At 50.0% G+C, this 22,834-nt stretch carries 22 protein-coding genes, 1 tRNA gene and 2 pseudogenes; 13 read left to right on the top strand and 12 right to left on the bottom strand.

The features are described 5' to 3' along the window. Positions 1-299 precede the first annotated feature (299 nt). Positions 300-506 (bottom strand): DUF1127 domain-containing protein, encoded by a 207-nt coding sequence (locus tag KMZ15_RS08980; protein WP_223694697.1) that lies wholly within the window; start codon positions 504-506, stop codon positions 300-302. Between the two features lie 366 nt (positions 507-872). Then, on the bottom strand, positions 873-1,850 hold the full coding sequence (locus KMZ15_RS04330) for a DMT family transporter (protein ID WP_223694552.1): 978 nt from the start codon (positions 1,848-1,850) through the stop codon (positions 873-875). Between the two features lie 182 nt (positions 1,851-2,032). Between KMZ15_RS04330 and dapC the strand changes: the two genes are divergently transcribed. The 7 genes from dapC to KMZ15_RS04295 all read left to right on the top strand — a co-directional run bounded on the left by dapC (position 2,033) and on the right by KMZ15_RS04295 (position 10,019). After that, entirely contained in the window at positions 2,033-3,238 is a 1,206-nt protein-coding gene (gene dapC / locus KMZ15_RS04325) for a succinyldiaminopimelate transaminase (protein WP_223694549.1), read from the top strand. Between the two features lie 28 nt (positions 3,239-3,266). Continuing rightward, positions 3,267-4,112, top strand: coding sequence for a 2,3,4,5-tetrahydropyridine-2,6-dicarboxylate N-succinyltransferase (gene dapD / locus KMZ15_RS04320; RefSeq protein WP_223694547.1), 846 nt, complete (start codon positions 3,267-3,269; stop codon positions 4,110-4,112). Next, positions 4,109-4,468, top strand: coding sequence for an ArsC family reductase (locus tag KMZ15_RS04315; RefSeq protein ID WP_223694545.1), 360 nt, complete (start codon positions 4,109-4,111; stop codon positions 4,466-4,468). Before dapD ends, KMZ15_RS04315 begins: the two co-directional genes overlap by 4 nt. Positions 4,469-4,586: 118 nt before the next feature. Next, entirely contained in the window at positions 4,587-5,732 is a 1,146-nt protein-coding gene (gene dapE, locus KMZ15_RS04310) for a succinyl-diaminopimelate desuccinylase (RefSeq protein ID WP_223694543.1), read from the top strand. 13 nt (positions 5,733-5,745) lie between these two features. Further along, a complete protein-coding gene (prmB, locus tag KMZ15_RS04305) occupies positions 5,746-6,633 on the top strand; it encodes a 50S ribosomal protein L3 N(5)-glutamine methyltransferase (RefSeq protein WP_223694541.1) in 888 nt (295 codons plus the stop codon). Continuing rightward, complete coding sequence (cls, locus tag KMZ15_RS04300; protein ID WP_223694539.1) at positions 6,633-8,081, top strand: cardiolipin synthase; 1,449 nt, start codon at positions 6,633-6,635, stop codon at positions 8,079-8,081. Before prmB ends, cls begins: the two co-directional genes overlap by 1 nt. Positions 8,082-8,090: 9 nt before the next feature. Next, entirely contained in the window at positions 8,091-10,019 is a 1,929-nt protein-coding gene (locus KMZ15_RS04295) for an ATP-binding cassette domain-containing protein (RefSeq protein WP_223694537.1), read from the top strand. Positions 10,020-10,120: 101 nt separating this feature from the next. Here the strand turns inward: KMZ15_RS04295 and KMZ15_RS04290 are convergent. Further along, positions 10,121-10,264 (bottom strand): annotated as a pseudogene (locus KMZ15_RS04290) (recombinase family protein); the annotation flags it as partial. A gap of 150 nt (positions 10,265-10,414) precedes the next feature. Next, positions 10,415-11,830, bottom strand: coding sequence for an MFS transporter (locus KMZ15_RS04285; protein ID WP_223694535.1), 1,416 nt, complete (start codon positions 11,828-11,830; stop codon positions 10,415-10,417). A gap of 292 nt (positions 11,831-12,122) precedes the next feature. Between KMZ15_RS04285 and KMZ15_RS04280 the strand changes: the two genes are divergently transcribed. Both KMZ15_RS04280 and KMZ15_RS04275 read left to right on the top strand, forming a co-directional pair. Beyond that, positions 12,123-12,470 (top strand): holin, encoded by a 348-nt coding sequence (locus tag KMZ15_RS04280; protein WP_223694533.1) that lies wholly within the window; start codon positions 12,123-12,125, stop codon positions 12,468-12,470. Beyond that, on the top strand, positions 12,467-12,727 hold the full coding sequence (locus KMZ15_RS04275; RefSeq protein WP_223694531.1) for a hypothetical protein: 261 nt from the start codon (positions 12,467-12,469) through the stop codon (positions 12,725-12,727). Before KMZ15_RS04280 ends, KMZ15_RS04275 begins: the two co-directional genes overlap by 4 nt. A 110-nt stretch (positions 12,728-12,837) precedes the next feature. On the opposite strand, the gene radA is transcribed toward KMZ15_RS04275, so the two are convergent. Continuing rightward, on the bottom strand, positions 12,838-14,220 hold the full coding sequence (gene radA, locus KMZ15_RS04270; protein WP_223694529.1) for a DNA repair protein RadA: 1,383 nt from the start codon (positions 14,218-14,220) through the stop codon (positions 12,838-12,840). A gap of 1 nt (position 14,221) precedes the next feature. Further along, entirely contained in the window at positions 14,222-15,292 is a 1,071-nt protein-coding gene (gene alr, locus KMZ15_RS04265) for an alanine racemase (protein ID WP_223694527.1), read from the bottom strand. Between the two features lie 136 nt (positions 15,293-15,428). Between alr and lplT the strand changes: the two genes are divergently transcribed. Both lplT and thiD read left to right on the top strand, forming a co-directional pair. Continuing rightward, positions 15,429-16,733, top strand: a complete 1,305-nt coding sequence (gene lplT / locus KMZ15_RS04260; protein ID WP_223694525.1) for a lysophospholipid transporter LplT — start codon at positions 15,429-15,431, stop codon at positions 16,731-16,733. 34 nt (positions 16,734-16,767) lie between these two features. Then, positions 16,768-17,574, top strand: coding sequence for a bifunctional hydroxymethylpyrimidine kinase/phosphomethylpyrimidine kinase (gene thiD / locus KMZ15_RS04255; protein ID WP_223694523.1), 807 nt, complete (start codon positions 16,768-16,770; stop codon positions 17,572-17,574). Here the strand turns inward: thiD and KMZ15_RS08975 are convergent. Next, positions 17,507-17,710: a hypothetical protein gene (locus tag KMZ15_RS08975; RefSeq protein WP_223694521.1), complete on the bottom strand. Its 204-nt coding sequence runs from the start codon at positions 17,708-17,710 to the stop codon at positions 17,507-17,509. The two genes, thiD and KMZ15_RS08975, sit on opposite strands and share 68 nt — an antisense overlap. A 207-nt stretch (positions 17,711-17,917) precedes the next feature. Here KMZ15_RS08975 and KMZ15_RS04250 point away from each other — a divergent pair, with 207 nt between their 5' ends. After that, a complete protein-coding gene (locus KMZ15_RS04250; RefSeq protein ID WP_223694519.1) occupies positions 17,918-18,841 on the top strand; it encodes an Rpn family recombination-promoting nuclease/putative transposase in 924 nt (307 codons plus the stop codon). Positions 18,842-18,985: 144 nt separating this feature from the next. Here KMZ15_RS04250 and KMZ15_RS04245 read toward each other — a convergent pair whose 3' ends face one another. The 5 genes from KMZ15_RS04245 to KMZ15_RS04225 form a co-directional block, all read right to left on the bottom strand. Beyond that, entirely contained in the window at positions 18,986-19,738 is a 753-nt protein-coding gene (locus KMZ15_RS04245; RefSeq protein WP_223694517.1) for a uracil-DNA glycosylase family protein, read from the bottom strand. After that, on the bottom strand, positions 19,725-20,219 hold the full coding sequence (gene rimI / locus KMZ15_RS04240; RefSeq protein WP_223694515.1) for a ribosomal protein S18-alanine N-acetyltransferase: 495 nt from the start codon (positions 20,217-20,219) through the stop codon (positions 19,725-19,727). The genes KMZ15_RS04245 and rimI overlap by 14 nt, the downstream gene beginning before the upstream one ends. A gap of 4 nt (positions 20,220-20,223) precedes the next feature. After that, positions 20,224-20,997: a tRNA (adenosine(37)-N6)-threonylcarbamoyltransferase complex dimerization subunit type 1 TsaB gene (tsaB, locus tag KMZ15_RS04235; RefSeq protein WP_223694512.1), complete on the bottom strand. Its 774-nt coding sequence runs from the start codon at positions 20,995-20,997 to the stop codon at positions 20,224-20,226. Between the two features lie 12 nt (positions 20,998-21,009). Continuing rightward, positions 21,010-21,086: transfer RNA gene (locus KMZ15_RS04230), tRNA-Arg, on the bottom strand. Between the two features lie 55 nt (positions 21,087-21,141). Then, the gene (locus tag KMZ15_RS04225; RefSeq protein ID WP_223694510.1) at positions 21,142-21,843 is read right to left on the bottom strand and encodes a peptidoglycan DD-metalloendopeptidase family protein; all 702 of its coding nucleotides are present in this window, start codon (positions 21,841-21,843) and stop codon (positions 21,142-21,144) included. A gap of 310 nt (positions 21,844-22,153) precedes the next feature. Here KMZ15_RS04225 and scpB point away from each other — a divergent pair. Beyond that, a pseudogene (gene scpB, locus KMZ15_RS04220) lies at positions 22,154-22,708 on the top strand (SMC-Scp complex subunit ScpB); the annotation flags it as partial. Between the last annotated feature and the right edge of the window lie 126 nt (positions 22,709-22,834).

Below are 22,834 nucleotides of genomic sequence, written 5' to 3'. Positions count from 1 at the left end.
CCTAACACTGTACTGCCCCGTGCCAATTGACAGGCCGAGGTCGATGCACGGCGCTAAGTTGAAATCATCCCACCGCTTGAGTGCATCTTTGAAAGCACTATGCTCAAGGCACACTCCCGCAGTATATATCTAAAAATCGGATGTGAATCGGTCGTACAGAGGGAAAAACTGATGCTTGTTAGGTCTCTGGGTGCTGTGGTAGTCTACTAAGTGATGTGTATCCTAAAAATATCTTGCTGCCATGAGCGCATCTGATCAGCATCAATGCGCCGCTTTTCTTGAGTTAAAACAGCCGTTGCTCACCCTTGGTTCACCCTACGATGGTTATAAGGATAGCTTTTTGAGCACTTGTTGACGCACGGGGTTTCCTCCGTTTGCCATATTTGGACCCGCGTTAGCCCAATATCTTTTAATGCTTCATCGTCTAGTGCGCTCAATGCTGAGCGGGTACAAGCAATACGCCACTCATTTTGCAATATTTTGAGTATCTTTACCCCTAAGCCCATAAAATCAACCATATTAACACCCGATTTAGCTAATAATAAATAGATTGGTTTAAAAATGTGCAGCTCAGAAAATCGTGAACTCTAAGCTAGATAAGGCTAAGAGCTCAAAAAAATCTATTTTTTTCTCCCCGTTTATTTGGCTAGTATTGGACCAAACAAAATTAATTGGGGTTTTCTAAGATAATCTATTAAAAATCTTTGTCAAGATTTAAGTAGCAACGATATAAAAGATAGCGGTGATTTAATATGCCCGTTCTAAAAATGCATTGCTGCAGCGCAAAATTTAAAAAAGGTCTAAGTAAGATGCTATTTTTGTATAGAAATGAGGCCGCAATGGTGCGTCGCACCAATGCGGCTATGGGTTGATTAACGCCGCCGATGAGTCCAACTTGATAAAAGCGTAGCAACAATAATACAACTCGCTCCACTCCACTCGCGCGGCCCAGGCATTTCGCCCGTCAGCCACCAGACAGATAGCGCGGTGATCACGATTTCAAAGAGCATAATGAGGGCTGCGCGGTTTGCTGCGACGCGCTGTATCCCGTATTGCACAAGCATATTGTTTAATGCAAGCACCGCGCCCAGGCAGATTGTTAAGAGCAACGCATGGGTTAATACGGGCGGTGCAAGTGGTAGGCGGTCAAGCGAAATAGGCTCAAACACGATCGATGCTAAGCCAATTAAAACACCGCCAGTAAATACGGTTGCTGTGCGTAGCTGGGCGGGTAAGGTGGGTAACGCATGGCTCACTCTGCGGGACAGTACATTTTGCAGCGCAAAGCTGATACCCGCGATCAGTCCGGCCCATTCAGCTAGATTGGCTGGCAGCGGTAGGCCAAGCTCAGGGGACCACAGCATCAGCATGGCACCTGCTAACGATAAGAGCGCAATCGCTATATCGGCTAAATTTAAACGCTCATGCAATAGCCAGTGTGCAAAAAAGACGGTCCAAGCAGGCGATAAGTAAAATAACAGCATCACCCGCATGACTTGCCCATGAATCGTGCCCCACACGAAGCCAACATTTGTCACGCCGCCGGCAAGCGCCAGCGCGGCCAACAGTAAACAGGCATCGTATCTAGAAATAGCGAGCGAATTCGACCAGATTGAGCGTAGCGCGGCGGATAAGGAACGCCAAAATACAACTGCTAAAAATAAGCAGGTGGCCAAGCTCACTAACGCACTCGCCAGCGTGCCAGAGATGCCGAGCGCGGCTAACAGCCGCAGCGGATACCAAATAACGCCCCAAACGGATGCGCCTAATAAAATAGCCAGTGCTGGCAAAGTTTGCCTGTTATGGGACAATAGGGGTGGGCGCCCCTCTCCCTTTACGTTTAAATTCATATTGCCTTTCTGTGTGTTCTGTTTTTTTACAAAAATTGTATGGTTTGTTCTATTTATCTTGGTCTTGGTTGTGCAAGCAATGCTTAGGCTGCGTCTTGCGCTTTCGCTCGAGCGTTTTTGCCCTACAATCTTAAGCTTAAATTGATTATGCCTTTTTTAATTTCGCCTGCAAGACCATTGACGTGAATCCTCTTCTCAATAAATTACAGCCCTATCCGTTTGAAAAGCTGCGGCTGCTGTTTGCCGATATTATGCCAGCGTCGCTAACACCGATCAGTTTTGGCATGGGTGAACCTAAGCATCCTACACCACAATTTATCAAGGACGCATTGATTAATGCATTAAGCGGGCTGGCCAGCTATCCATCTACCGTGGGTTCAGCAGAGCTAAGACAGGTGCTGGCGGCCTGGTTACAAGCGCGTTATCAATTGCCCTCGGTTGATGAAGCTACCGAGGTGTTACCCGTAGCGGGCTCACGCGAGGCGCTTTTTTCGCTGGCGCAAACAGTTATCGATAGCAGCCGCCCAGGCGCGCTGGTCATCTGTCCTAACCCGTTTTATCAGATTTATGAAGGCGCGGCGCTACTGGCGGGAGCCCAGCCGTATTTCGTAGCGGCTAGTGCGCATAACCGGTTCGCCTGCGACTATACTACGGTACCGGCGGAGGTTTGGGCGCGGACGCAGTTACTCTACCTGTGTTCGCCAGGTAATCCAACGGGGGCTGTCTTGAGCCTTGAAGATTGGCGTAGATTATTTGACTATTCTGAGCGCTATGGCTTTGTGATTGCCGCCGATGAATGTTATTCAGAAATTTATTTCGATGACGCTCAGCCGCCAGTCGGTGGCTTGCAAGCGGCGCACCTTCTGGGCCGTGGCTTTGAGCGGTTGCTGGTGCTTTCTAGCCTATCTAAACGCTCGAATGTGCCAGGTCTGCGCTCGGGCTTTGTCGCCGGCGATGCGGCGCTGCTGAAACAATTTATACGCTATCGCACGTATCATGGCTGCGCCTTAAATCCAGCGGTACAAGCGGCCAGTATGGCGGCTTGGAGCGATGAAGCGCATGTGCGTGAAAACCGTGCGCAATACCGCCGTAAATTCCAAGCCGTGACGCCCTTGTTAGCTGAGGTGCTAGATGTGCATATGCCGGATGCCGGATTTTATCTGTGGGCACGCGTTGACGGATTGGGGGTGAATGACACAGAATTCGCGCAGCGTCTTTTTACTGAATACAATGTGACTGTTTTACCGGGCAGCTACTTAGGGCGTGATGTGGGTGGTGTCAATCCAGGCCGTGATTATGTGCGGCTTGCGTTGGTGGCTGAACTGGATGAGTGTTTGGCCGGGGCACAACGGATTGTTGCGTTTTGCCAAGGGCTTAAACGAATTTAACGAGTCTAAACTTTCTTTTTTTATTTTTATGTCGGAACAACTCCAAGCTATTATCGATCGTGCATGGGAAAACCGTGCTGAGCTTTCCCCCAAATCAGCCTGCGCCGAAGTACGCGAGGCCATTGCGCATGTGCTTGACAAGCTGGATAAAGGTGACTTAAGAATTGCCTCTAAACGCCCTTCGGCGCCCACCGGCGGTGGCTGGGAAGTCCACCAGTGGCTGAAAAAAGCTGTCTTGCTATCCTTTCGGCTGAGCGATAATGCGCCTGTCGCCGCCGGCGGATATACGCAATTTTATGACAAAGTGCCAAGCAAATTCGCCGCGTATTCGGCAGATGATTTTGCTGCTGGCGGTTTTCGGGTGGTGCCGCCGGCGATTGCGCGGCGGGGTGCGTTTATTGCCAAAAATGTGGTGCTGATGCCTTCCTATGTGAATATCGGTGCGTATATTGATGAAGGTAGTATGATCGATACCTGGGCTACCGTAGGTTCGTGTGCGCAAATTGGCAAAAACGTGCATATATCGGGCGGGGCTGGCATTGGCGGCGTGCTTGAGCCGTTGCAAGCAAACCCAGTCATTATTGAAGACAATTGTTTTATTGGGGCGCGCTCGGAAGTTGTAGAAGGCGTGATTGTGGGCGAGAATTCAGTGCTCTCGATGGGTGTCTTTATTGGTCAAAGCACCAAGATTTATGATCGTGAGACAGGTGAAATCCTATACGGCCGAGTCCCGCCTGGCTCAGTAGTGGTGCCGGGTAATTTACCTTCGCCAGATGGCCGCTATAGCTTATACGCCGCCATTATTGTCAAGAAAGTGGATGCAAAAACCCGTGCTAAAACAGCGCTTAACGAGCTGTTAAGAGAAGATGCATGAACATTGTTATGTATGGCATTCCAAATTGTGAAACGGTGAAAAAAGCCCGTCTATGGCTTGATGCGCAAGGTATTCAGTATCAATTCCATGATTTTAAAAAAGCCGGTGTCAGTCAAGCCATATTAGGCAACTGGCTGCAGGACGTTGCCCTGGATACGTTGCTAAATCGCCGTGGTACGACATGGCGCACGCTATCTGACGAGGTGAAGGCCACTGCGGCAGATAAAGAGAGCATGTTAAAGTTGATGGTGAACAGCCCTTCGGTGATTAAACGCCCGGTGCTGGTGGTCAATGATCGCGTTCAGGCCGTGGGCTTTTCAGCCAATGTATACGGTGCTTTTTTTAACCCGAGTTAATTCTATTTATTGCTTGAACAAAAACCTTCAAGTGGCTGATTATTAATACAATTAATTTTATTATTCTATAAGGTGGTCGGGATTCTTGCCGCTCTTTGACCTGATTTATTAAAACCAAATGTCTATCACGCTTGCCCTTGCTGAAGAACTGATCGCCCGTGCTTCAGTCACTCCAAATGACGCGGGCTGTCAGGCGCTGATTGCCACGCGCCTTAAACAAGTGGGCTTTGTTTGCGAAACCATTACCGCAGGTGAGACAACCAATCTTTGGGCGGTGCGCCGTGGCACCGCCGCTGAGGCGGGCAAGTTGCTGGTCTTTGCGGGCCATACTGATGTTGTGCCGCCTGGCCCACTACATGAATGGCTGTCCCCTCCGTTTACGCCAACCCAACGCGATGGCACACTATACGGCCGGGGCGCAGTCGATATGAAAACTTCGCTCGCAGCTTTTGTGGTAGCCGCTGAAGAATTTGTTGCGGCACACCCAGCTCATACTGGATCGCTGGCATTTTTGCTGACCAGTGATGAAGAAGGTCCAGCCACCGACGGCACGGTCAAGGTCGTCGAGCACTTACAAACGCGCGGTGAACGGCTCGATTATTGCATTGTCGGCGAACCCACCAGCGGCAAACAGCTCGGCGACACACTCAAAAATGGCCGGCGCGGTTCATTATCCGGTACGCTAACGGTATTCGGCCGCCAAGGGCATATCGCGTATCCGCAATGCAATCCAGTCCATCTGTTAGCGCCAGTGCTAGCGCAACTGGTTGCGACCGAATGGGATCGCGGCAATGAATATTTTCCGCCAACGAGTTGGCAGATTTCAAATATTCATGCTGGGGTGGGCGCCACCAATGTGACGCCAGGCGAAGTAATAGTTAACTTTAACTTCCGTTTTTCAACCGCCAGCACCGCTGATACGCTCAAACAGCGTGTCCACGCTATACTTGATGCACATGGACTTAAAGAGGATAAAGAGTACACCCTTGACTGGCAGCTCAGTGGTGAACCCTTCCTGACACCGCCAGGTGCTTTATCAAGCGCACTGATGCAAGCGATTAAACATGAAACCGGCGTCCAAGCCGAGCTCTCTACCACCGGTGGCACCTCAGATGGCCGCTTTATCGCCCGGATTTGCGACCAGGTGATTGAATTTGGGCCGAGCAATGAGAGCATTCATCAAATCAATGAGTCCATCCCTCTGAACCATATTGAGCCTCTAAAAAATATTTATTTTAGAGTGCTTACCCAACTGATAATTTAGGAAGACTCATCCCATGCACCCCCCATTTCTGACTGTGCGCGATCTGTTGCGTTATGCTGTATCGCGTTTTAATGAAGCCAAGTTATCGTTTGGGCATGGCAGTACAAATGCCTATGATGAAGCTGCTTATTTGATTTTACATACACTGCATTTGCCGCTTGATATGCTGGCGCCTTTTTTAGATGCGCACTTGCTTGAGACCGAGATTGCGGCGCTTTTGCACGTGCTTGAGCGGCGGGTCAAGGAGCGCGTACCAGCGGCTTACATTACGCATGAAGCCTGGCTGCATGGCTATCAATTTTATGTGGATGAGCGGGTAATTGTGCCGCGCTCGCTGATTGGTGAATTATTGCAAGAAAGATTCGCGCCGTGGCTGGATGAAACGCAACCTGTCCAGACCGTGCTTGATTTATGCACCGGCTCCGGCTGTCTGGCGATTCTCGCTGCCGAGACTTTTTCTGAGGCTAAAGTGGATGCGGTTGATCTGTCGGCGGATGCGCTGGCCGTGGCTCAACGCAATGTCACTACGTATAAGTTGAATGCGCGCCTTAACCTGTACGAGGGTGACCTGTACGCGCCACTGCCAGCGCAGCGCCGCTATGATTTAATTATCGCCAACCCGCCCTATGTGAATGAGGCATCGATGCACGAGTTGCCGGCTGAATATCAACATGAGCCGCGGCTTGCGTTAGCGGGCGGCGGTGATGGTATGGATATTGTGCGTCGCATTGTTGAGGGCGCGCGGCAGTGGCTAACACCTCATGGTATGTTGATCATTGAGACTGGGCATGAGCGGGCATACGCAGAAGCGGCGTTCAGTACGCTCAATCTCAATTGGCTCACCACCAGTGCCGGGGATGATTTTGTTTTTATGCTCAATGCGGCTGATTTAAACGCCTAATGCTGCTCAATTTATTGGGGATTGGGACACTCATTGCCCTCATTCAGTTGTTGGGGGCGCTGGCGGCTTTTCATGCGATTCGGCATGCACGTACTTCGCAAGGGGCGGTGGCATGGGCCGTGTCATTGGTCGCCGCGCCTTATATCACGCTGATTCCTTATCTTTTTTTAGGCCATAGCCGGTTTACCGGGTATGTCAATGCACGGCGGCTGTGTAATCGGCAAATGCGTCGTCACGCACCGCAAAGAATAGCGGCTAGCGCACTTGATCAAGGACCTGAGCATCACAAACGGACTGATGGTTTAAATCAAAATACTCTCACTGCGTTGACCAAATTAGCTCAGAGGCCCTTTACAGAAGGCAATCAAGTTCGCCTGCTGATCAATGGTGAAGCAACTTTTGCGGCGATTTTTGCGGCGATTGAGCGCGCCACCCACTATGTGATGGTACAGTTTTTTGTGGTGCGCGATGACCGCCTCGGGCGGCAGCTGAAAGATATTTTATTGGACAAAGCAGCCACTGGCGTGCGGGTTTATTTTCTGTACGATGGGATTGGCAGCTATGAGCTACCACGGCAGTATACCGATAGCTTAAAAGCCGGCGGCATCGAGGTCTATCAATTTGCCGCACGGCGTTTCTTGAATCGTTTTCAGCTGAATTTCCGCAACCATCGCAAGTTGGTGGTGGTCGATGGTGAACGTGCTTTTATCGGTGGTCATAATGTTGGTGTTGAATATCTTGGCGAAGAGCCACCGCTTTCGCCATGGCGCGATACCCATATTGACATCTTAGGGCCCGCGGTTAAAGATATTCAAGCTGTTTTTATCGAAGACTGGTATTGGGCAACCCAACAATTTCCGGTGATTAAGCCAGCCAAGTCCCGCGCGCCGCTTGCAGCAGATATGCATTGTCTGGTCATGCCAAGCGGTCCGGCAGATCCTTCTGAAACCTATTTGTTATTTTGTATTGAGTTGATCAATGCCGCCCGCCAAAGAATCTGGATCAGCACGCCCTACTTTGTGCCTGATGAGGCTTTATTTGCCGCCCTCAGACTGGCCGTCTTGCGCGGCCTCGATGTGCGCATTTTGATTCCAGCATGCAGTGATCATGCGGTCGTTTTCGAGGCGTCTATGCTGTATGCCTATGATGCTGTGCGGGCTGGGGTCAAGGTATTGCGTTACCGGCCTGGTTTTGTGCATCAGAAAGTGCTGCTCATTGACGAAACCGCTGCCGCCATCGGCAGCGCGAATCTAGATCATCGCTCTTTCCGACTTAATTTTGAGCTCATGCTATTAACGCTTGACTCTACCTTCGCCGCTGAAGTTAATAAGATGCTTAAGGCAGATTTTGCGTTAGCCGAGACCGTAGAGTTAGCTGAATATACAAGAGTTCCCGCTTGGCGGCGCACGGTAATGCATGTTGCGCGGCTTTTTTCCCCGATTTTATAGTGTATAGGCATGATTCGTTTTGACCAATTTACCTTAGCCCGTGGCGTTAAGCCTCTTTTTGAAAAGACTTCATTTACCCTCAATCCTGGCGAAAAAGCCGGTCTTGTCGGCGCCAATGGAGCGGGCAAATCAAGCCTCTTTGCGGTCTTGCGCGGCACCTTGCAAGCGGATGCCGGAGACGCATCTTGGCCGTTATCATGGCGCATTGCCCACGTCGCTCAAGAGACCCCAGCGACCGAGCGCAGCGCACTTGACTATACGCTAGATGGCGATACCGTACTGCGTGAGATTGAAGCGCAGATTGCGCGTGCACACGCGGCCCACGATGGCTTGGCCGAAGGCAATGCGCATGCGGCTTTTGCCGATGCGGATGGATATACAGCACCAGCCAGGGCGCAAGCGCTGTTGCTAGGGCTCGGTTTTACGCTGGCGCAAACTCAGCAATCCGTGGCTCATTTCTCCGGCGGCTGGCGCATGCGGCTTAACCTCGCGCAAGCGCTGATGTGCCGCTCCGATCTGCTGTTACTAGATGAGCCGACTAACCATCTGGATTTAGATGCGATTGTTTGGCTCGAAGATTGGCTTAACCGGTATGCGGGCACCTTGATTGTGATTTCGCATGACCGTGAATTTTTGGATGCGGTCTGTGCGTCAACCCTGCATATCGACCAGCAGCAAATCACCCGTTACGGCGGCAATTACAGTCAATTTGAACTATTGCGCGCGCAGCAACTCAACTTACAACAAAGCGCTTACGACAAACAGCAGCGCAATATCGCGCATTTGCAAAGTTTTATTAGCCGTTTTAAAGCAAAGGCCAGCAAGGCTCGCCAAGCCCAAAGTCGGGTTAAAGCACTAGAAAAAATGGAGCAAATCGCCAGCGTACAGACGGCCTCCCCTTTCAGCTTTAGTTTTCGTACTGCGGGGGCCGCGCCTAATCCGATGTTGACCTTGGATGACATCCAGTGTGGCTATCGCTCGGCGAGCCGCGATGTCGCCATCGTTAACGACTTGACGCTATCGATTCAAAACGGCCAGCGCATTGGCTTACTCGGCGCCAATGGTCAGGGTAAGTCAACCTTAGTTAAAACCCTCGCTGGCGTGCTGCCGCCATTAGTTGGCAATATGCACACTGGCAAGGGGTTACGCATTGGCTATTTTGCGCAGCATCAATTGGAAACGCTACGCGACGCAGATTCACCGCTGCAGCACTTAATCCGCTTAGCACCAGAGGCGCGCGAGCAAGAGCTACGTAGTTTTCTTGGCAGCTTTAATTTTAGTGGCAACACTGCCATCTCGCCCATCGCCCCGTTTTCCGGTGGCGAAAAAGCCCGCCTGGCACTGGCTTTGATGATCTGGCTAAAGCCTAATCTGCTGTTGCTGGATGAGCCAACCAACCATCTTGACCTTGAAACCCGCGAAGCGCTGACTTTGGCCTTGGCACAATTTGATGGCACCCTGATTGTGGTTTCGCACGATCGGCATTTGCTGCGTGCCGTATGCGATCAATTTATGCTCGTCGCCAACCATCGTTTGCAACCTTTTGATGGTGACCTTGATGATTATCGCGCTTGGCTGTTGCGTGATGCAGCGGCTAAACGTAGCCTAAACAACAATCGTGATACCAGTCAAACCAGCAACAATACGGCTGACCGAAAAGCCGAGCGTCGCGCCCAAGCTGATCTACGGCAACAGGCGATACAATCGAAAAAGCCGATCCAGCAACGCATTACGCAGTTGGAAAAAGTGTTGCAGCGCTTAGGTAAAGAAAAAAACGTAATTGATGCCGAGTTGGCAGACCCCGCAAGTTATGAAATCGAGCATAAAGGTCGTTTGGCCAATGCCTTAAAGCGCCAGGCTGAAATTGCTGCGCAGTTGGCAGAAACGGAAAGTGCGTGGCTTAATGAACAAGCCGCCTTGGAGCAGCTAGGGTTGTAAGCGGCTCCTGTCATTTTCAGAAGGCGACTGCATGCAATATCATAAGTCGATTGCATTTTCATTTCGAGGCGAGCAACGGTGCCAGGAAAATTAAGATGAAATCAGGCTCGCCCAAGTAGTTTCACACCATCGGGGCGTAACTCGCCCGTTGGCGACACATGCCGGTACAGTGTCTGCCGGGTAATGCCGAGTTCCTGGCATAGATCATTGACCTTGGTTTCTGACTGTCCCATTGCAGCCATGGCCGCGCCTCGTTTCCGTGCACAGAAGTCTTGAGTATAGGCGAGTTTTGTGCACATGGCTGCTGGTCATTGGATTATTAACAGTCTTGTGCACAGTGGGCCTCACTTCCAGTAAATTGGTGCAGTCGTCTTCTGAAAATGACAGCATGCAGACTAAGTCGATTGGTAGCCAGACACCTCTGCACCCGCGTTTGGGGCCATGCGCAAAATCATAAAAATGGTGGCCATGGTAGGAATTGCAACAAGCATAAACGCAATTTGAAAATTGCTCATGTTGACCGAAACAACTCCACGCGCAGCTTCAACGCTCTCTAGCGCCAACGCCGCAAAAGCGACTCCCACCGCAATTGCGAGTTGCTTCGAAACACTCGAGGCGGTTGAGGCTCGACTCATTGCTGACAGCGGCATATCCGCATAAGACAGGGCCTCCAACGCCATGTATTGCAAGCACCTGCTAAGCCCACCTATAAATAAGATCGCGAGCATGATAATGCGTGGGGTTGTCGGCAAAAATAACGCCAGCATGCTGATACTGAGACCACCGATGATCGCATTGATGCTGAGGGTCCGACGAAAACCTAGGCGCCGTAATATTTTTTGAATAAAAAATTTACCGGTTAGAAATCCCGCCGCACTCGCGAAAATCACGCTGCCAGATTGGAGAGGAGTAAAACCGAACCCCACTTGCAGCATCATGGGTAAAAGAAAGAAAAAAGCGCCAGCGCCTACAGCACGGCTGATGAAGCCACAGACGATACCTACTCGATACGTTTTGATAGCAAAAAGCCTCAAATCTAGTGCGGGAGCCACCATCTTTCTTGCTCGCCAAAAATAAACGAGCATTAAAACAACCCCTGACATTATCAGTACATATGGCCACCATGACCGGTCCCCCATCACCGAAAAGCCATATCCGATTGCTGCCAAGCCTAGTCCGGAAAGGAGAAAGCCAATTAGATCGAAAGCTGAAGGTGCGTCACGAAATTTAGGAACGTACTTAATGCCGACTACGATGATCGCGATGCCGATGGGTACGTTGATCCAGAATAACCAGCTCCAGTGAACATAAGTCGTCACCAAGCCCCCAATCATTGGGCCAATGATAGTTCCGATGGTGGCAGGGATGGTTATGTTTGAGAAAGCTCGGATGAATTCACTCTTAGCCATTGAGCGCACCAGGATTAATCGCCCAACCGGAAAGACCATCGCACCACCAACGCCTTGCAGACCACGAGCTGCTACAAAAATATAAAAATTGGGGGCACTGGCGCAGACAATCGAGGCCAATGTGAAAAGAGTAATCGCGCTGCAAAAAACATTGCGGGCACCAAAACGATCTGTACACCAACCACTAATCGGAATGAAAATGGCCATGGCTAAAAAATAGGCAACAAAAGCCAACTTTAACTGTATGACCTCAACCTGAAAGCTCGCAGCAATAGCGGGTAGCGCCGTCGAGAGCATGCTGCTGTCAATGCCCTCCATTAGAAGAGCAGTGGCAATGATGAATTGAAGAATAAAGAGGGGACGGTTGGCTGACGGCGGCGTTAGCGGAACAGTTTTACTCATTTTTTTCCTAATCTCAAAGTTTTCCTGCTTGCATTAAACCGTAAGTAGTTCCTACTTGATTGGGCAGTAAGCCCTTGTCAAAGGGTGAGGTTAGCCGGTACATGTATAGTATTTCTCAGCATATCATCAAGCGCAAGGTTTGAGACGCAGTCTTTGCTGCTTGCCTCAGTTTTAGGTTCCGCTGGACTTCAACTCCCAGGCGTTATAGATTAGAGTGTGTCAAAATAATAGAAAGAATGTCAAATCATAACGTTGGATTGAAGCTCACTCTTTATTCACAAAAGTTAAAAAGATGATTGAACCGATCGTAAATGCAGCGGTTGCCCTATGGCTCGATAGCGAAGCCTGGCTACTCCTACTTTTGCCTAGCGCCGCGGGTTCGGCTTGCTCGTTAAAATGTTTGGGCGAGCCTTTGCATAGATGGCAAAAGCTCTATACTTTTCTGAGCGGAGTCGGCTGTGCGGTTTTTATTGCACCTGCTCTGGTCGAAATTTTGGGCATTACTGGCCAAAAGACAGAAGTTTGTATTAATTTTCTGGTGGGATTGTTTGCGTTGGCGGTCATCAGCCAAATCTTCAAAGAAATTCAATCAGCGGATTTCATCGGCACAATCAAGCGCTATTTGTTGGGAAAACCATGAATATTTTAATTGCGATTGGCTATGGCGTGATTTTTTTGATTACAACTTGGGCGGTGCTTAATCCGCGTATTCCGACCAAAATTATCGGTACTTTTGGTTTATCGGGAATCGCCCTCGCCTCTTTTTCATCGATTGTGGTAGAACCTGCGCTCTACAGTGCAAATGCTGTTAGCATCAAGCCGACAGAATGGATGCTCGTGCTCTGCAATGCGCTAGTAGGGATATGGTTTTTTATCCGCTGGGTGCGACGGAAATAGCTTTCATTAAAAAAATGGCTAAGCCGAGCTGTGCAAAGCATTTTTGCATATGGTGCTGCAAACTGGCACGCATATCAACTGAATGCACGGGCGCACAGGTAGGTTGGCCATCATGAATTATTATTGCGTGCCCGTATCTGTTCAATCGCTTTTTCAATCCGCTCAACAGCGATTATTTCAAGCCCTTCAATCGGCTGCTTAGGGGCGTTTGCGGCTGGAATCAAAGCCATTGAAAAACCAAGCTTGGCCGCTTCCTTCAAGCGCTCTTGTCCGCGTGGGCAGGGGCGGATTTCGCCAGCCAGCCCAATTTCGCCAAATACCACTAAGCCGTTAGGCAACGGTTTGTTGCGCAGGGAGGATTGAATTGCCAGCAACACTGCAAGATCCGCGGCTGGCTCAGAGATTTTGACGCCCCCTACGGCATTTAAAAACACGTCTTGATCAAAACACGCAATGCCTGCATGCCGGTTTAATACCGCCAATAACATCGCCAACCGATTTTGCTCAAGCCCCACTGCGAGTCGACGGGGATTGGGTATATGAGCGGTGTCGACTAAGGCCTGAATCTCAACCAATAATGGCCGCGAGCCTTCTTGGGTCACTAATACACAAGAGCCGGGCACTCTGTGTTCATGTTGTGATAGAAAAAGCGCAGAGGGGTTCGCCACCCCGCGCAAACCGCGCTCGGTCATCGCAAACACCCCGAGCTCATTGACTGCGCCAAAGCGATTTTTAAAGGCCCGCACCAGCCGGTAGGCGGAATGAGTATCCCCCTCAAAATACAGCACTGTGTCAACAATATGTTCCAGCACCCGCGGCCCGGCCAGACTGCCTTCTTTGGTCACATGGCCGACCATAATGATAGTCACGCCCATTTGCTTGGCTAAGCGCGTGAGTTGCGCGGCACATTCGCGGACTTGGGCAACTGAGCCAGGCGCTGAGCTCAGCGCCTCTGAATAGACGGTTTGGATCGAATCAATAACCGCCACTGCCGGCCGTTCAGCAGTAATTGCTGCTTGTATTTTCTCGAGCTGAATCTCGGCCAGCAAATGCAGTTCGCTTGCGGGCGCCGTGCTTTCCATTAGACCCAAGCGCTGCGCCCGCAAGGCGATTTGTGCAGACGACTCTTCGCCGCTCACATAAAGCGCGCGGCGCTCACGGGCCAAGACGGCAAGCGACTGCAATAACAGGGTTGATTTACCAATGCCCGGGTCTCCGCCAATTAGGACCACCCCACCTGCCACTAAACCACCACCAAGCACCCGGTCAAACTCTTGAATGCCGCTTGAAAAGCGTGGCACATCGGCGGCCTCGATGGTCGCCAGTTTTTGCACCGGAGCGGTCTTGGCTAGCGCTTGATAGCGGTGGGTGGCGGGTGCTTCAGCCACGGTCTCAATCAGTGAATTCCATGCATTGCAGGCAAGACACTGCCCTTGCCATTTGGGCGACTGCGCGCCACAAACACCACAGGCATAAAGTGTTTTTTTCGCCATCTTAGCTCACCTGTACAGAGACGCGCGGCGCAAGCGCGCATAACAACTCGTACCCTATCGTGCCACAAGCCTGTGCAACCTCGTCAACCGCTAGCTGCGCACCCCATAATTGTACGTTAGAGCCAATGCCGGCGTTGGGTAGTGAGGTTAAATCAACCGTCATCATATCCATCGACACGCGGCCAACAAGCTGAGTCCGCACGCCATCTACGATGACTGGTGTGCCAGGAGGAGCGGCGCGTGGGTAACCATCTGCATAACCACACGCTATTACGCCAATGCGCATGGGTTTTTCTGCTATATAAGTAGAACCATAGCCTACGGTGTCTCCTGGCGTTAGGTTTTGCACGGCAACAATCTCACTGGTCAGCGTCATTGCGGGCAAAAAGCCGTGGCCGGTAAGCGCTGCCACCGCGCTAGAGGGGGATGCGCCATAGAGTAATATTCCTGGGCGCACCCAGTCGGCATGGGCGCGCGCATGCCACAGCACAGCAGCCGAATTGGCTAGGCAACGCGAGCCAGCCAACTCTTTGGCGCCGCGTTCAAATTCATCCATTTGGTGTTCAATGCCGCGGCCGTTATCGGCATCAGAAAAATGCGTCATGAGCGTAATTTGACCGATATTCGTGCAGTCACGAGCACGTTGCCAAGCAGCTTGATATAACTCTGGCCGATAGCCAAGCCGGTTCATGCCGGTATTCATTTTTAAGTGAATATTGATTGGCTTGCTTAAGCGTGCTGCGACAAGCATTTGCAACTGTGCATCGCAATGAATTGCGGTACTCAAACTGTAACGATCGACCATTTCAAGGTCGCTAGGATGAAAAAATCCTTCAAGCAACAAAATCGGCCCCGCCCAGCCAAGCTCCCGCAATTTAATCCCGGACTCAACATCAATCACGCCAAAACCATCGGTCTTACAAAGTCCTCGCAAAGCATGGGCAAGTCCATGCCCGTAAGCATTCGCTTTAACGATAGACCAGATTTTGGAGTGCGGCGCAAGGTGGCGGATAATCTCGAGATTATGAGCCAGTGCGATCAGATTAATAGCGGCAGAAATTGGACGGGGCATGGATTATGATGGTAGGGACAAATCGTGTTGTCTTAAGGTTGTTCACTTAGAAAACCGTATTTTCGTGTTATAACGTCACGAAAACAACCCTCTTTTGCATAACTCTTTTCGCAGTAGCCTAGGCTATTTGATTTCAATGAAAAAAGGTTTTTACATTATTATGGCCGCACAGTTCTTTTCTTCGCTGGCCGACAATGCTTTACTCATCGCTGCCATCGCTTTACTGAGCGATCTACTTGCACCGCAGTGGATGACTCCGCTGCTGAAGCTTTTTTTTGTGCTCTCTTATGTGCTACTGGCGGCTTTTGTCGGCGCTTTTGCCGATTCTATGCTCAAAGGCCGGGTGATGTTGATCACCAATGCCATTAAAGTAGCCGGCTGCCTAACTATGTTGTTTGGCGCCCACCCACTACTAGCTTATGGCATTGTAGGTTTTGGCGCAGCCGCCTATTCACCTGCCAAATATGGCATTCTCACTGAACTGCTACCGCCTGAAAAATTAGTTGCTGCAAATGGTTGGATTGAAGGTACGACGGTTAGCTCAATCATTCTTGGCACAGCGCTTGGCGGCCTCTTGATTAGCCCTCCGATTGCGCGTCATCTACTTGAACTCAATCTACCGTTAATCGAGACCCGCACACAAGCTGCCATGCTGGTGATTACCGGGGTTTATATTCTGGCCTCAGCGTTTAATCTTGGCATTCCAGATACCGGCGCCCGCTATCCAAAACAGCAATCTAATCCGTTGCGCTTATTGGCCGATTTTTCTCATTGCTTTGTCACCCTATGGCGTGACAAGCTTGGCCAGATTTCGCTTGCCGTCACGACTTTATTTTGGGGCGTAGGCGCGAGCTTGCAATTTATTGTACTGAAATGGGCGGAGATATCGCTTGGCATGAGCTTGTCCCAAGGAGCGGCGCTACAGATCGTAGTCTCGTTAGGGGTAGCGATAGGCGCCATCATTGCCGCCACCAAAATTCCACTGCAGCGCTCGCTCAGTGTCCTGCCAATCGGCATTTTAATGGGCCTGGCGCTAATCGTGATGGCATTTATCACGCATGATCTTGCGCCAACCTGGATCTTAAATCTGGGTTATCTACAAATACCTATGTATTTGGTGCTGGCTAATCTGCTCTTACTGATAGTCGGTCTACTTTCAGGCTTTTTCTTAGTGCCGATGAATGCCTTGCTGCAGCATCGAGGACATGTTTTACTTTCCGCTGGCCACTCAATTGCAGTGCAAAATTTCAACGAGAATTTGTCAGTCCTGGTGATGCTGTGCCTATATTCGGCTCTGATTTGGTTTGATATTTCAGTTAAATTAGTAATCGTCTTGTTCGGTATCTCGGTTTGCCTCATGATGTGGGCTTTGATGCGCTTACATCAAGCCAATCAACGCCAATTTGATTCAGTGGCGTTGATTGGCGAGCATAAACATTAACCTCTAGCTTAGGGAAATGCCAAGGAAGCTCTCTATGTCTACTTCTATTCACAATGTACTCACAATCGCAGGCTCCGACTCTGGAGGTGGCGCTGGCGTGCAGGCTGATTTGAAAACTTTTTCAGCGCTGGGCGTGTATGGAGCAACGGTGATTACTGCCCTCACCGCACAAAATACTCATGGCGTACAAAGCGTTTATACGCCGACAGCAGAATTTGTCAGCGCACAGATCGACGCTGTCTTAAGCGATATCAAGATTGATGCCATCAAAATCGGTATGCTTGCGAATGCAGGTATTGTGCGGGCGGTAGCGGCTGCGTTGCGCCGCTACCAACCAGCGCATGTGATTCTGGATACGGTGATGTTCTCAAAAAGCAAGCATGCACTGCTCGATACAGAGGCCATTGCCACCTTACGCGAAGAACTCATGCCCCTGGCCGAGTTGGTTACCCCAAATCTGCCTGAGGCAGCCGCTTTGCTCGAACAAGACTGCGCGACCAGTGAAGAAGAGATGGTACGCCAAGGCGAAGCACTACGGGCTCTAGGCGCGCGCGCGGTTTTGATGAAGGGCGGCCACCTGAATGGTGAATTCAGCCCTGATTGGTTGATTGAAGCAAATGGCAATGCCCGCCTGGGTGGCGCACGCGTTCTAAGTCCCCATACCCATGGCACAGGATGCACGTTGTCCTCGGCGATTGCGGCCTTAAGACCGCAACGGCTAGATTTAGAAAGTGCGGTCAGTGATGCCAAGGCTTACCTGACCCAGGCCTTAATCAATAGCTCAAGATTGACGGTAGGAAGCGGCATCGGTCCGGTGCATCATTTTTATCAGTGGTGGTAGCCATCATGACAACTGTCCCCAGCCTTTTAATGGCCTGATGCGCAGCATAACGCCCGGCAAAAAACTCCGCTTTTCTTTTAATGTCTGCACGGTTTAGGGAAGGCGCATACTCAATCTCGTGCTGAGCGAAAAGCACATCATCGTAGCGAGTTTTGTCAAATTCACATAGATAGCCGCTGGTGTTTGTTAAATGTGGAAGATCGAATAATCCTTCATTAAAAAGAACTCTTTCAGGGAAAACAAATTAGCCATTCAGCCTAGTATTTATTATTGGGGCATCGTGCCAGAATATTTAGCATTCTCAACATGTTGGCGGTAAGTCAACAAACAAGATAAATGCTAGATGAACAACTTATCAATGCCGCACGATGCCTTATTTAAATTATTTCTTATGGATGTCGAGATTGCCAAAGAATTTCTACAAATCCATTTGCCTGACTCTTGGCAACAAGAATTTGATTTCAATACTCTATCCCTTGCTCCAGGCGCATTCGTTGAGTCCAATTTAAGCCAACATTACAGCGACATTGTCTATTCAGTCCACGTAATGAAAAACCAAGGCTTAGCGTATATCCTGCTAGAACATGAAAGTGCGGTGGGTAAGTTAACGCCTTTTAAGCTGTGGCGTTATCAAAGTGCCATCATGAAACAACACCTTAATCAAGGCGATACATTGCTACCGGTGGTATTGCCATTAATTTTTTATCGGGGTGCAGATCCATATAAAGGCTCACTCTGTCTCTTAGAGTGTTTCAGACACAAGCCAATAGCACAAAAAATATTTGCGTTAACAGAACCCATTCAACTGATTGCGTTATCGACTATACCAGACGAAGTGTTGATGACACATAAACGTTGTGCAGTAATGGAATTGGCGCAAAAATACATTCATGATCGGGAATTGATGGAGCTTGCACCAAAAATATTTGAGCTATTTGAGCGTTATCCAATTTCGATTGAAAAAAGACAAGCATTACTATATTATCTAGCAAAGGAAGGCCGAGGAATAGACACGCAATTTGTCCAATCTATGATTAACATCGCACCACATTATCAGGAGGATATTATGTCTGCTGCACAATATTTAATTGAAGAGGGCCGGCAAAAAGGGCTACTTGAAGGACAGCAAAAAGGACTGCTCGAAGGTTGGCAAAAAGCTGCGCTTGAAATTGCTAAAAATTTGCTAGCAAGAGGTGTCACGCTAGATTTGATCAAGCAAGCCACTAAACTTTCTGACGATAAAATCAAAGCACTTACATTTCATTGAATTGTACGTATTAGAGTAGGAGCGCAATATGCCATACTTAACCAGCATTGAACGTCTGGGTAGACAGGAAGGTCTGCAATTAAGGTGGCGGTAGTTCGTATCCCAACCATTATCGCGATACGCCAAAACAAGAATTGAAATTAACTAACGGCTTATTTCTTGATAAATTTCTTGCGCTCGGCATAGATCCGCCCACGCTTTTGCTTTATCAGGTAAATTGCGCAACAAATAAGCTGGGTGATACGTGACAATCACAGGCACGCCTTCATATTGATGCACACGCGTCCGTAACGATGAAATACTGGCATCGGTTTTGAGTAAACTTTGCGCCGCAAAGCGGCCAAGCGCGATAATCAGTTGCGGTCGAATGATCGCTAGCTGTCGTTTTAGATACGGCTCACATTGAGCCACTTCATCAAATTGAGGATCACGATTGCCAGGCGGGCGGCATTTGATGACATTCGCAATATAGACACCGTTATTACGCGTGCGCCCTACTGCGCGCAGCATATTATCAAGTAGCTTACCGGCCTGCCCCACAAAAGGCTCTCCTAAGCGGTCTTCATTTGCGCCAGGCGCTTCGCCTACGAGCATCCAACTCGCCTTTTCATCGCCAGTGCCAAATACCGTTTGAGTGCGCTTTTCGCATAACCGGCAACGCGTACAATTGGCAACGCGTGCTTTGAGGGTGTCCCAATCAAGCAGGTTAATTGGCGTTTCAGAGGAAACTGGGAACGAGCCAGGCGTGGCTTCAAGTTCTTTTGTTTGCGCCTCGATGCTCGTGATTGGGCTTGGATCAACCGCCACAGGCCCAGCAACGTTGGCTGTATCCGAGGCACGCCTCACCCACACCGGCATCAAACCCAGTTCTTCTAAAATCGGATCAGGTCGAGACATCCGCACTCTCCATGGATAATGTCAACCGCATGACAGTCGCATCTTCACGCGTGCCATGTTGGGCTAAATAATAGCCTTTCCGGTGGCCGATAACCATAAAGCCAAATTGCTGATATAACCGGAGGGCACGCTGATTCGATGATCTTACTTCAAGTAAAAGCTGAGGCAACTTTGCCGTACGCGTGCATTGGATGGCTGCATTCAGCAGCGCGTGGCCCATACCGCTGCCCTGAGCAGGTGGCGCGACACATAAATTTAATATATGCATTTCGTCCACAACTGGCATTAAAACACAGTAGCCTAGTAGGGTCCCACCGATATCACGCATGCAAATGCCAAGATTATTATTATGTAACGCATCTTCAAAGTGAACCAGGCTCCATGGAAAAGCATAGGCAACATGCTCAATGGCCATCACTTCAGATAAATCAATCTGACGCATTGCCGCAAAATGATATGCCGTAGGCATGACTGCACTCATCCGCTCATCCTCGCTGGATAGTAGCCGCATGGCTAGGCATGGATGAACTGCTAGTCGCTTGAGCCGCGCGCTCGGCAGTCGTCAAGGCCACTTTATTGCGAATATAAAGCGGCATCGCACATTCAGCAGACACAGTATGACCCGCCCGCAAACTGCATAAACCCAGGGTCGCAATCGCCGCTGCATGAGGCAGCGCTAACCGATCAATACTCGCTGCGTGTGGCAAAGCAGCAAGCCGCTCGCCAAAGATATCGGCAGCATTGCCCGCCAGGGTGAATGGAGCATCTGGGATTTTGACAGCTTCAGGTGAGGTAAGTGTCACAGGTTGCACAATCTGCCAACTATGTGTGTTTTGATCCCAGTCAAACTGCGCCCAATACACTTCATTCATACGCGCATCCAGTGCTGCCAGCACTCTTGTGATCGCTGGCGCGCGCTCACGCGCAGCTTGCGCACAAGCCAGCAAAGTGCTCACCGGCACCACCGGCACCTGCAGCGCAAAGGCTAATCCTTGTACCACGCCGGTTGCAGTACGCAAGCCGGTAAACGAGCCGGGCCCCACTCCAAAAGCCAGCGCCGTGCACTCACGCAGATTGAGCTGGGCCTCAGCGAATACTTCTTGCACAGCCGGCAACACACGCGAACTGGCGGCGGCTCCCGTCAATTCATGCCGGATAAAAAGTTGCGATTGTGCCCTCGCGGTCGAGCTTACCGCAAGCGCCACAGAACAAAATTCGGTGGATGTATCAATGGCAAGCAGAGTGGTCGTGCGACTCATAAATACGCAGAATGGCCTGCCCAGAGGGATTCGAACCCCCGACCCTCGGCTTAGAAGGCCGATGCTCTATCCAACTGAGCTATGGGCAGAAATAAATGGCGCAAGGCCTTTGGATAAAGGCGGATTCTAACACATAACCCCCTTCTAACGAGCAGGCAAATAGCGTAGTGGATCAAGCGAGCGGCCCTTGTAACGCACCTCAAAGTGAAGCATCACATCTGTGCTATCCGTATTCCCCATTTGGGCAATGAGTTGCCCTCTTTTTACATTTTGTCCTTCAGGAATACATAACCTCCGATTATGGGCATAGGCGGTTAAAAAATCGGCAGGATGTCTAATAATAAGTAAGTTACCATAGCCGCGCAGCCCATTGCCTGCATACACAACGGTGCCATCTGCTGCGGCATAGACTGGGTCCCCCCCCTTGCCAGCAATATTGATGCCTTTATTATTTATTCCATCAAAGCCACGGATAATTGCTCCTTGAGCGGGCCAGCGCCAGGCAAACGAAACAGAAGCAGGTATATTTGTTATACTAGACGGCAAATTGGAAAGTACTTGCGCTGAGCGAGGCGGTGGAGTGTGAGCTGTGCGAACCGGCGCTCTGCGGCGCCCAGAGGGTTTGACGCGCAGTCTTTGGCCAACCGCCAAGGCATTAGGTTTAGACAGACGGTTCAAACGTGCTAAATCTTTCGCATTGGCGCCGTGACGTTGTGCAATACGGCCTAAAGTATCGCCGCGCCGTACCCGGTAGTACCCCGATGATGAACTGCACCCAGTTAAAGAAACGGCGATTAGGGCAAGGCCCAAAACGGCCAACAGCCGGCGCAAAAATCTGTATTGCATTGCACATGGCTTACGCTTACTGCGTAGCAAAAAAGTTTAACAGCATTCATTCTAACGCAGCTGTTAATGACCATGTCCTAAAAATAGGATGTGCAAAAATGTGCAAGCACAGTCAGCTTAATTGAGCAAAGCGGTAAAATGGAAATAAATCACCTCATTTTTGGTTATGATGAAACAAACAAAAGCGTTAGCGTTGCGAGACAACGCCACGGGCTTGCAAAGTAGTATCTGCAACTAGCGCGCGCTACACGTATATGTGATATTTTTGATGAAAGCTGTAAATTCATTGATGGGACAGGATACTGGCAAGATGAATGCTGAAGAAGCAAAAATTGCGCTCGAGACTGCTTTGATATGTGCGCAGGAACCGCTCAAAGTCGATGATTTACGTAAATTGTTTGCGGCTGATATGACCGCCGATAGCGTGCACAGCCTGCTTGAAGAGTTGCGCAGTGACTGGTCTGGGCGAGGCGTTGAGCTTGTTTCATTAGCCAGTGGCTGGCGTTTTCAGAGTAAGTCTGCAATGCAGCCTTTGCTAGACAAGCTACATCCTGAAAAACCGCCCAAATACTCACGTGCTGTACTGGAGACCTTAGCGATTATTGCTTACCGCCAGCCTGTTACCCGAGGCGATATAGAACGGGTCCGTGGCGTGACCGTCAATACCCAAGTGATCAAGCAACTTGAAGAACGCGGCTGGATTGAGGTCATCGGGCAACGTGAGGTGCCAGGACGGCCGGCGCTGTATGCCACGACCCGATTTTTTCTCGATGATCTTGGTTTAAGTGCGCTCGATGCATTACCGGCTTTGTCCAATCTATCAACACATAATCAAATTGAGCAACATACAATTGAATTTAATGATTAAAAAAACAAAACGCACCACTTTATCCGTGGCGCCCACTTTTACTTTCCAGAGGTTGTTTTGAAACATAGTCAAGAAACCGATCTACCTAAGGTCAGCCAAGGTGATACTCATACACCCTCCGCT

Source organism: Mycoavidus sp. HKI, assembly GCF_020023735.2.
Taxonomy (GTDB): domain Bacteria; phylum Pseudomonadota; class Gammaproteobacteria; order Burkholderiales; family Burkholderiaceae; genus Mycoavidus.
Note: the sequence above shows the minus strand (reverse complement) of the source record. Positions and strands in the feature narration are given on the sequence as shown.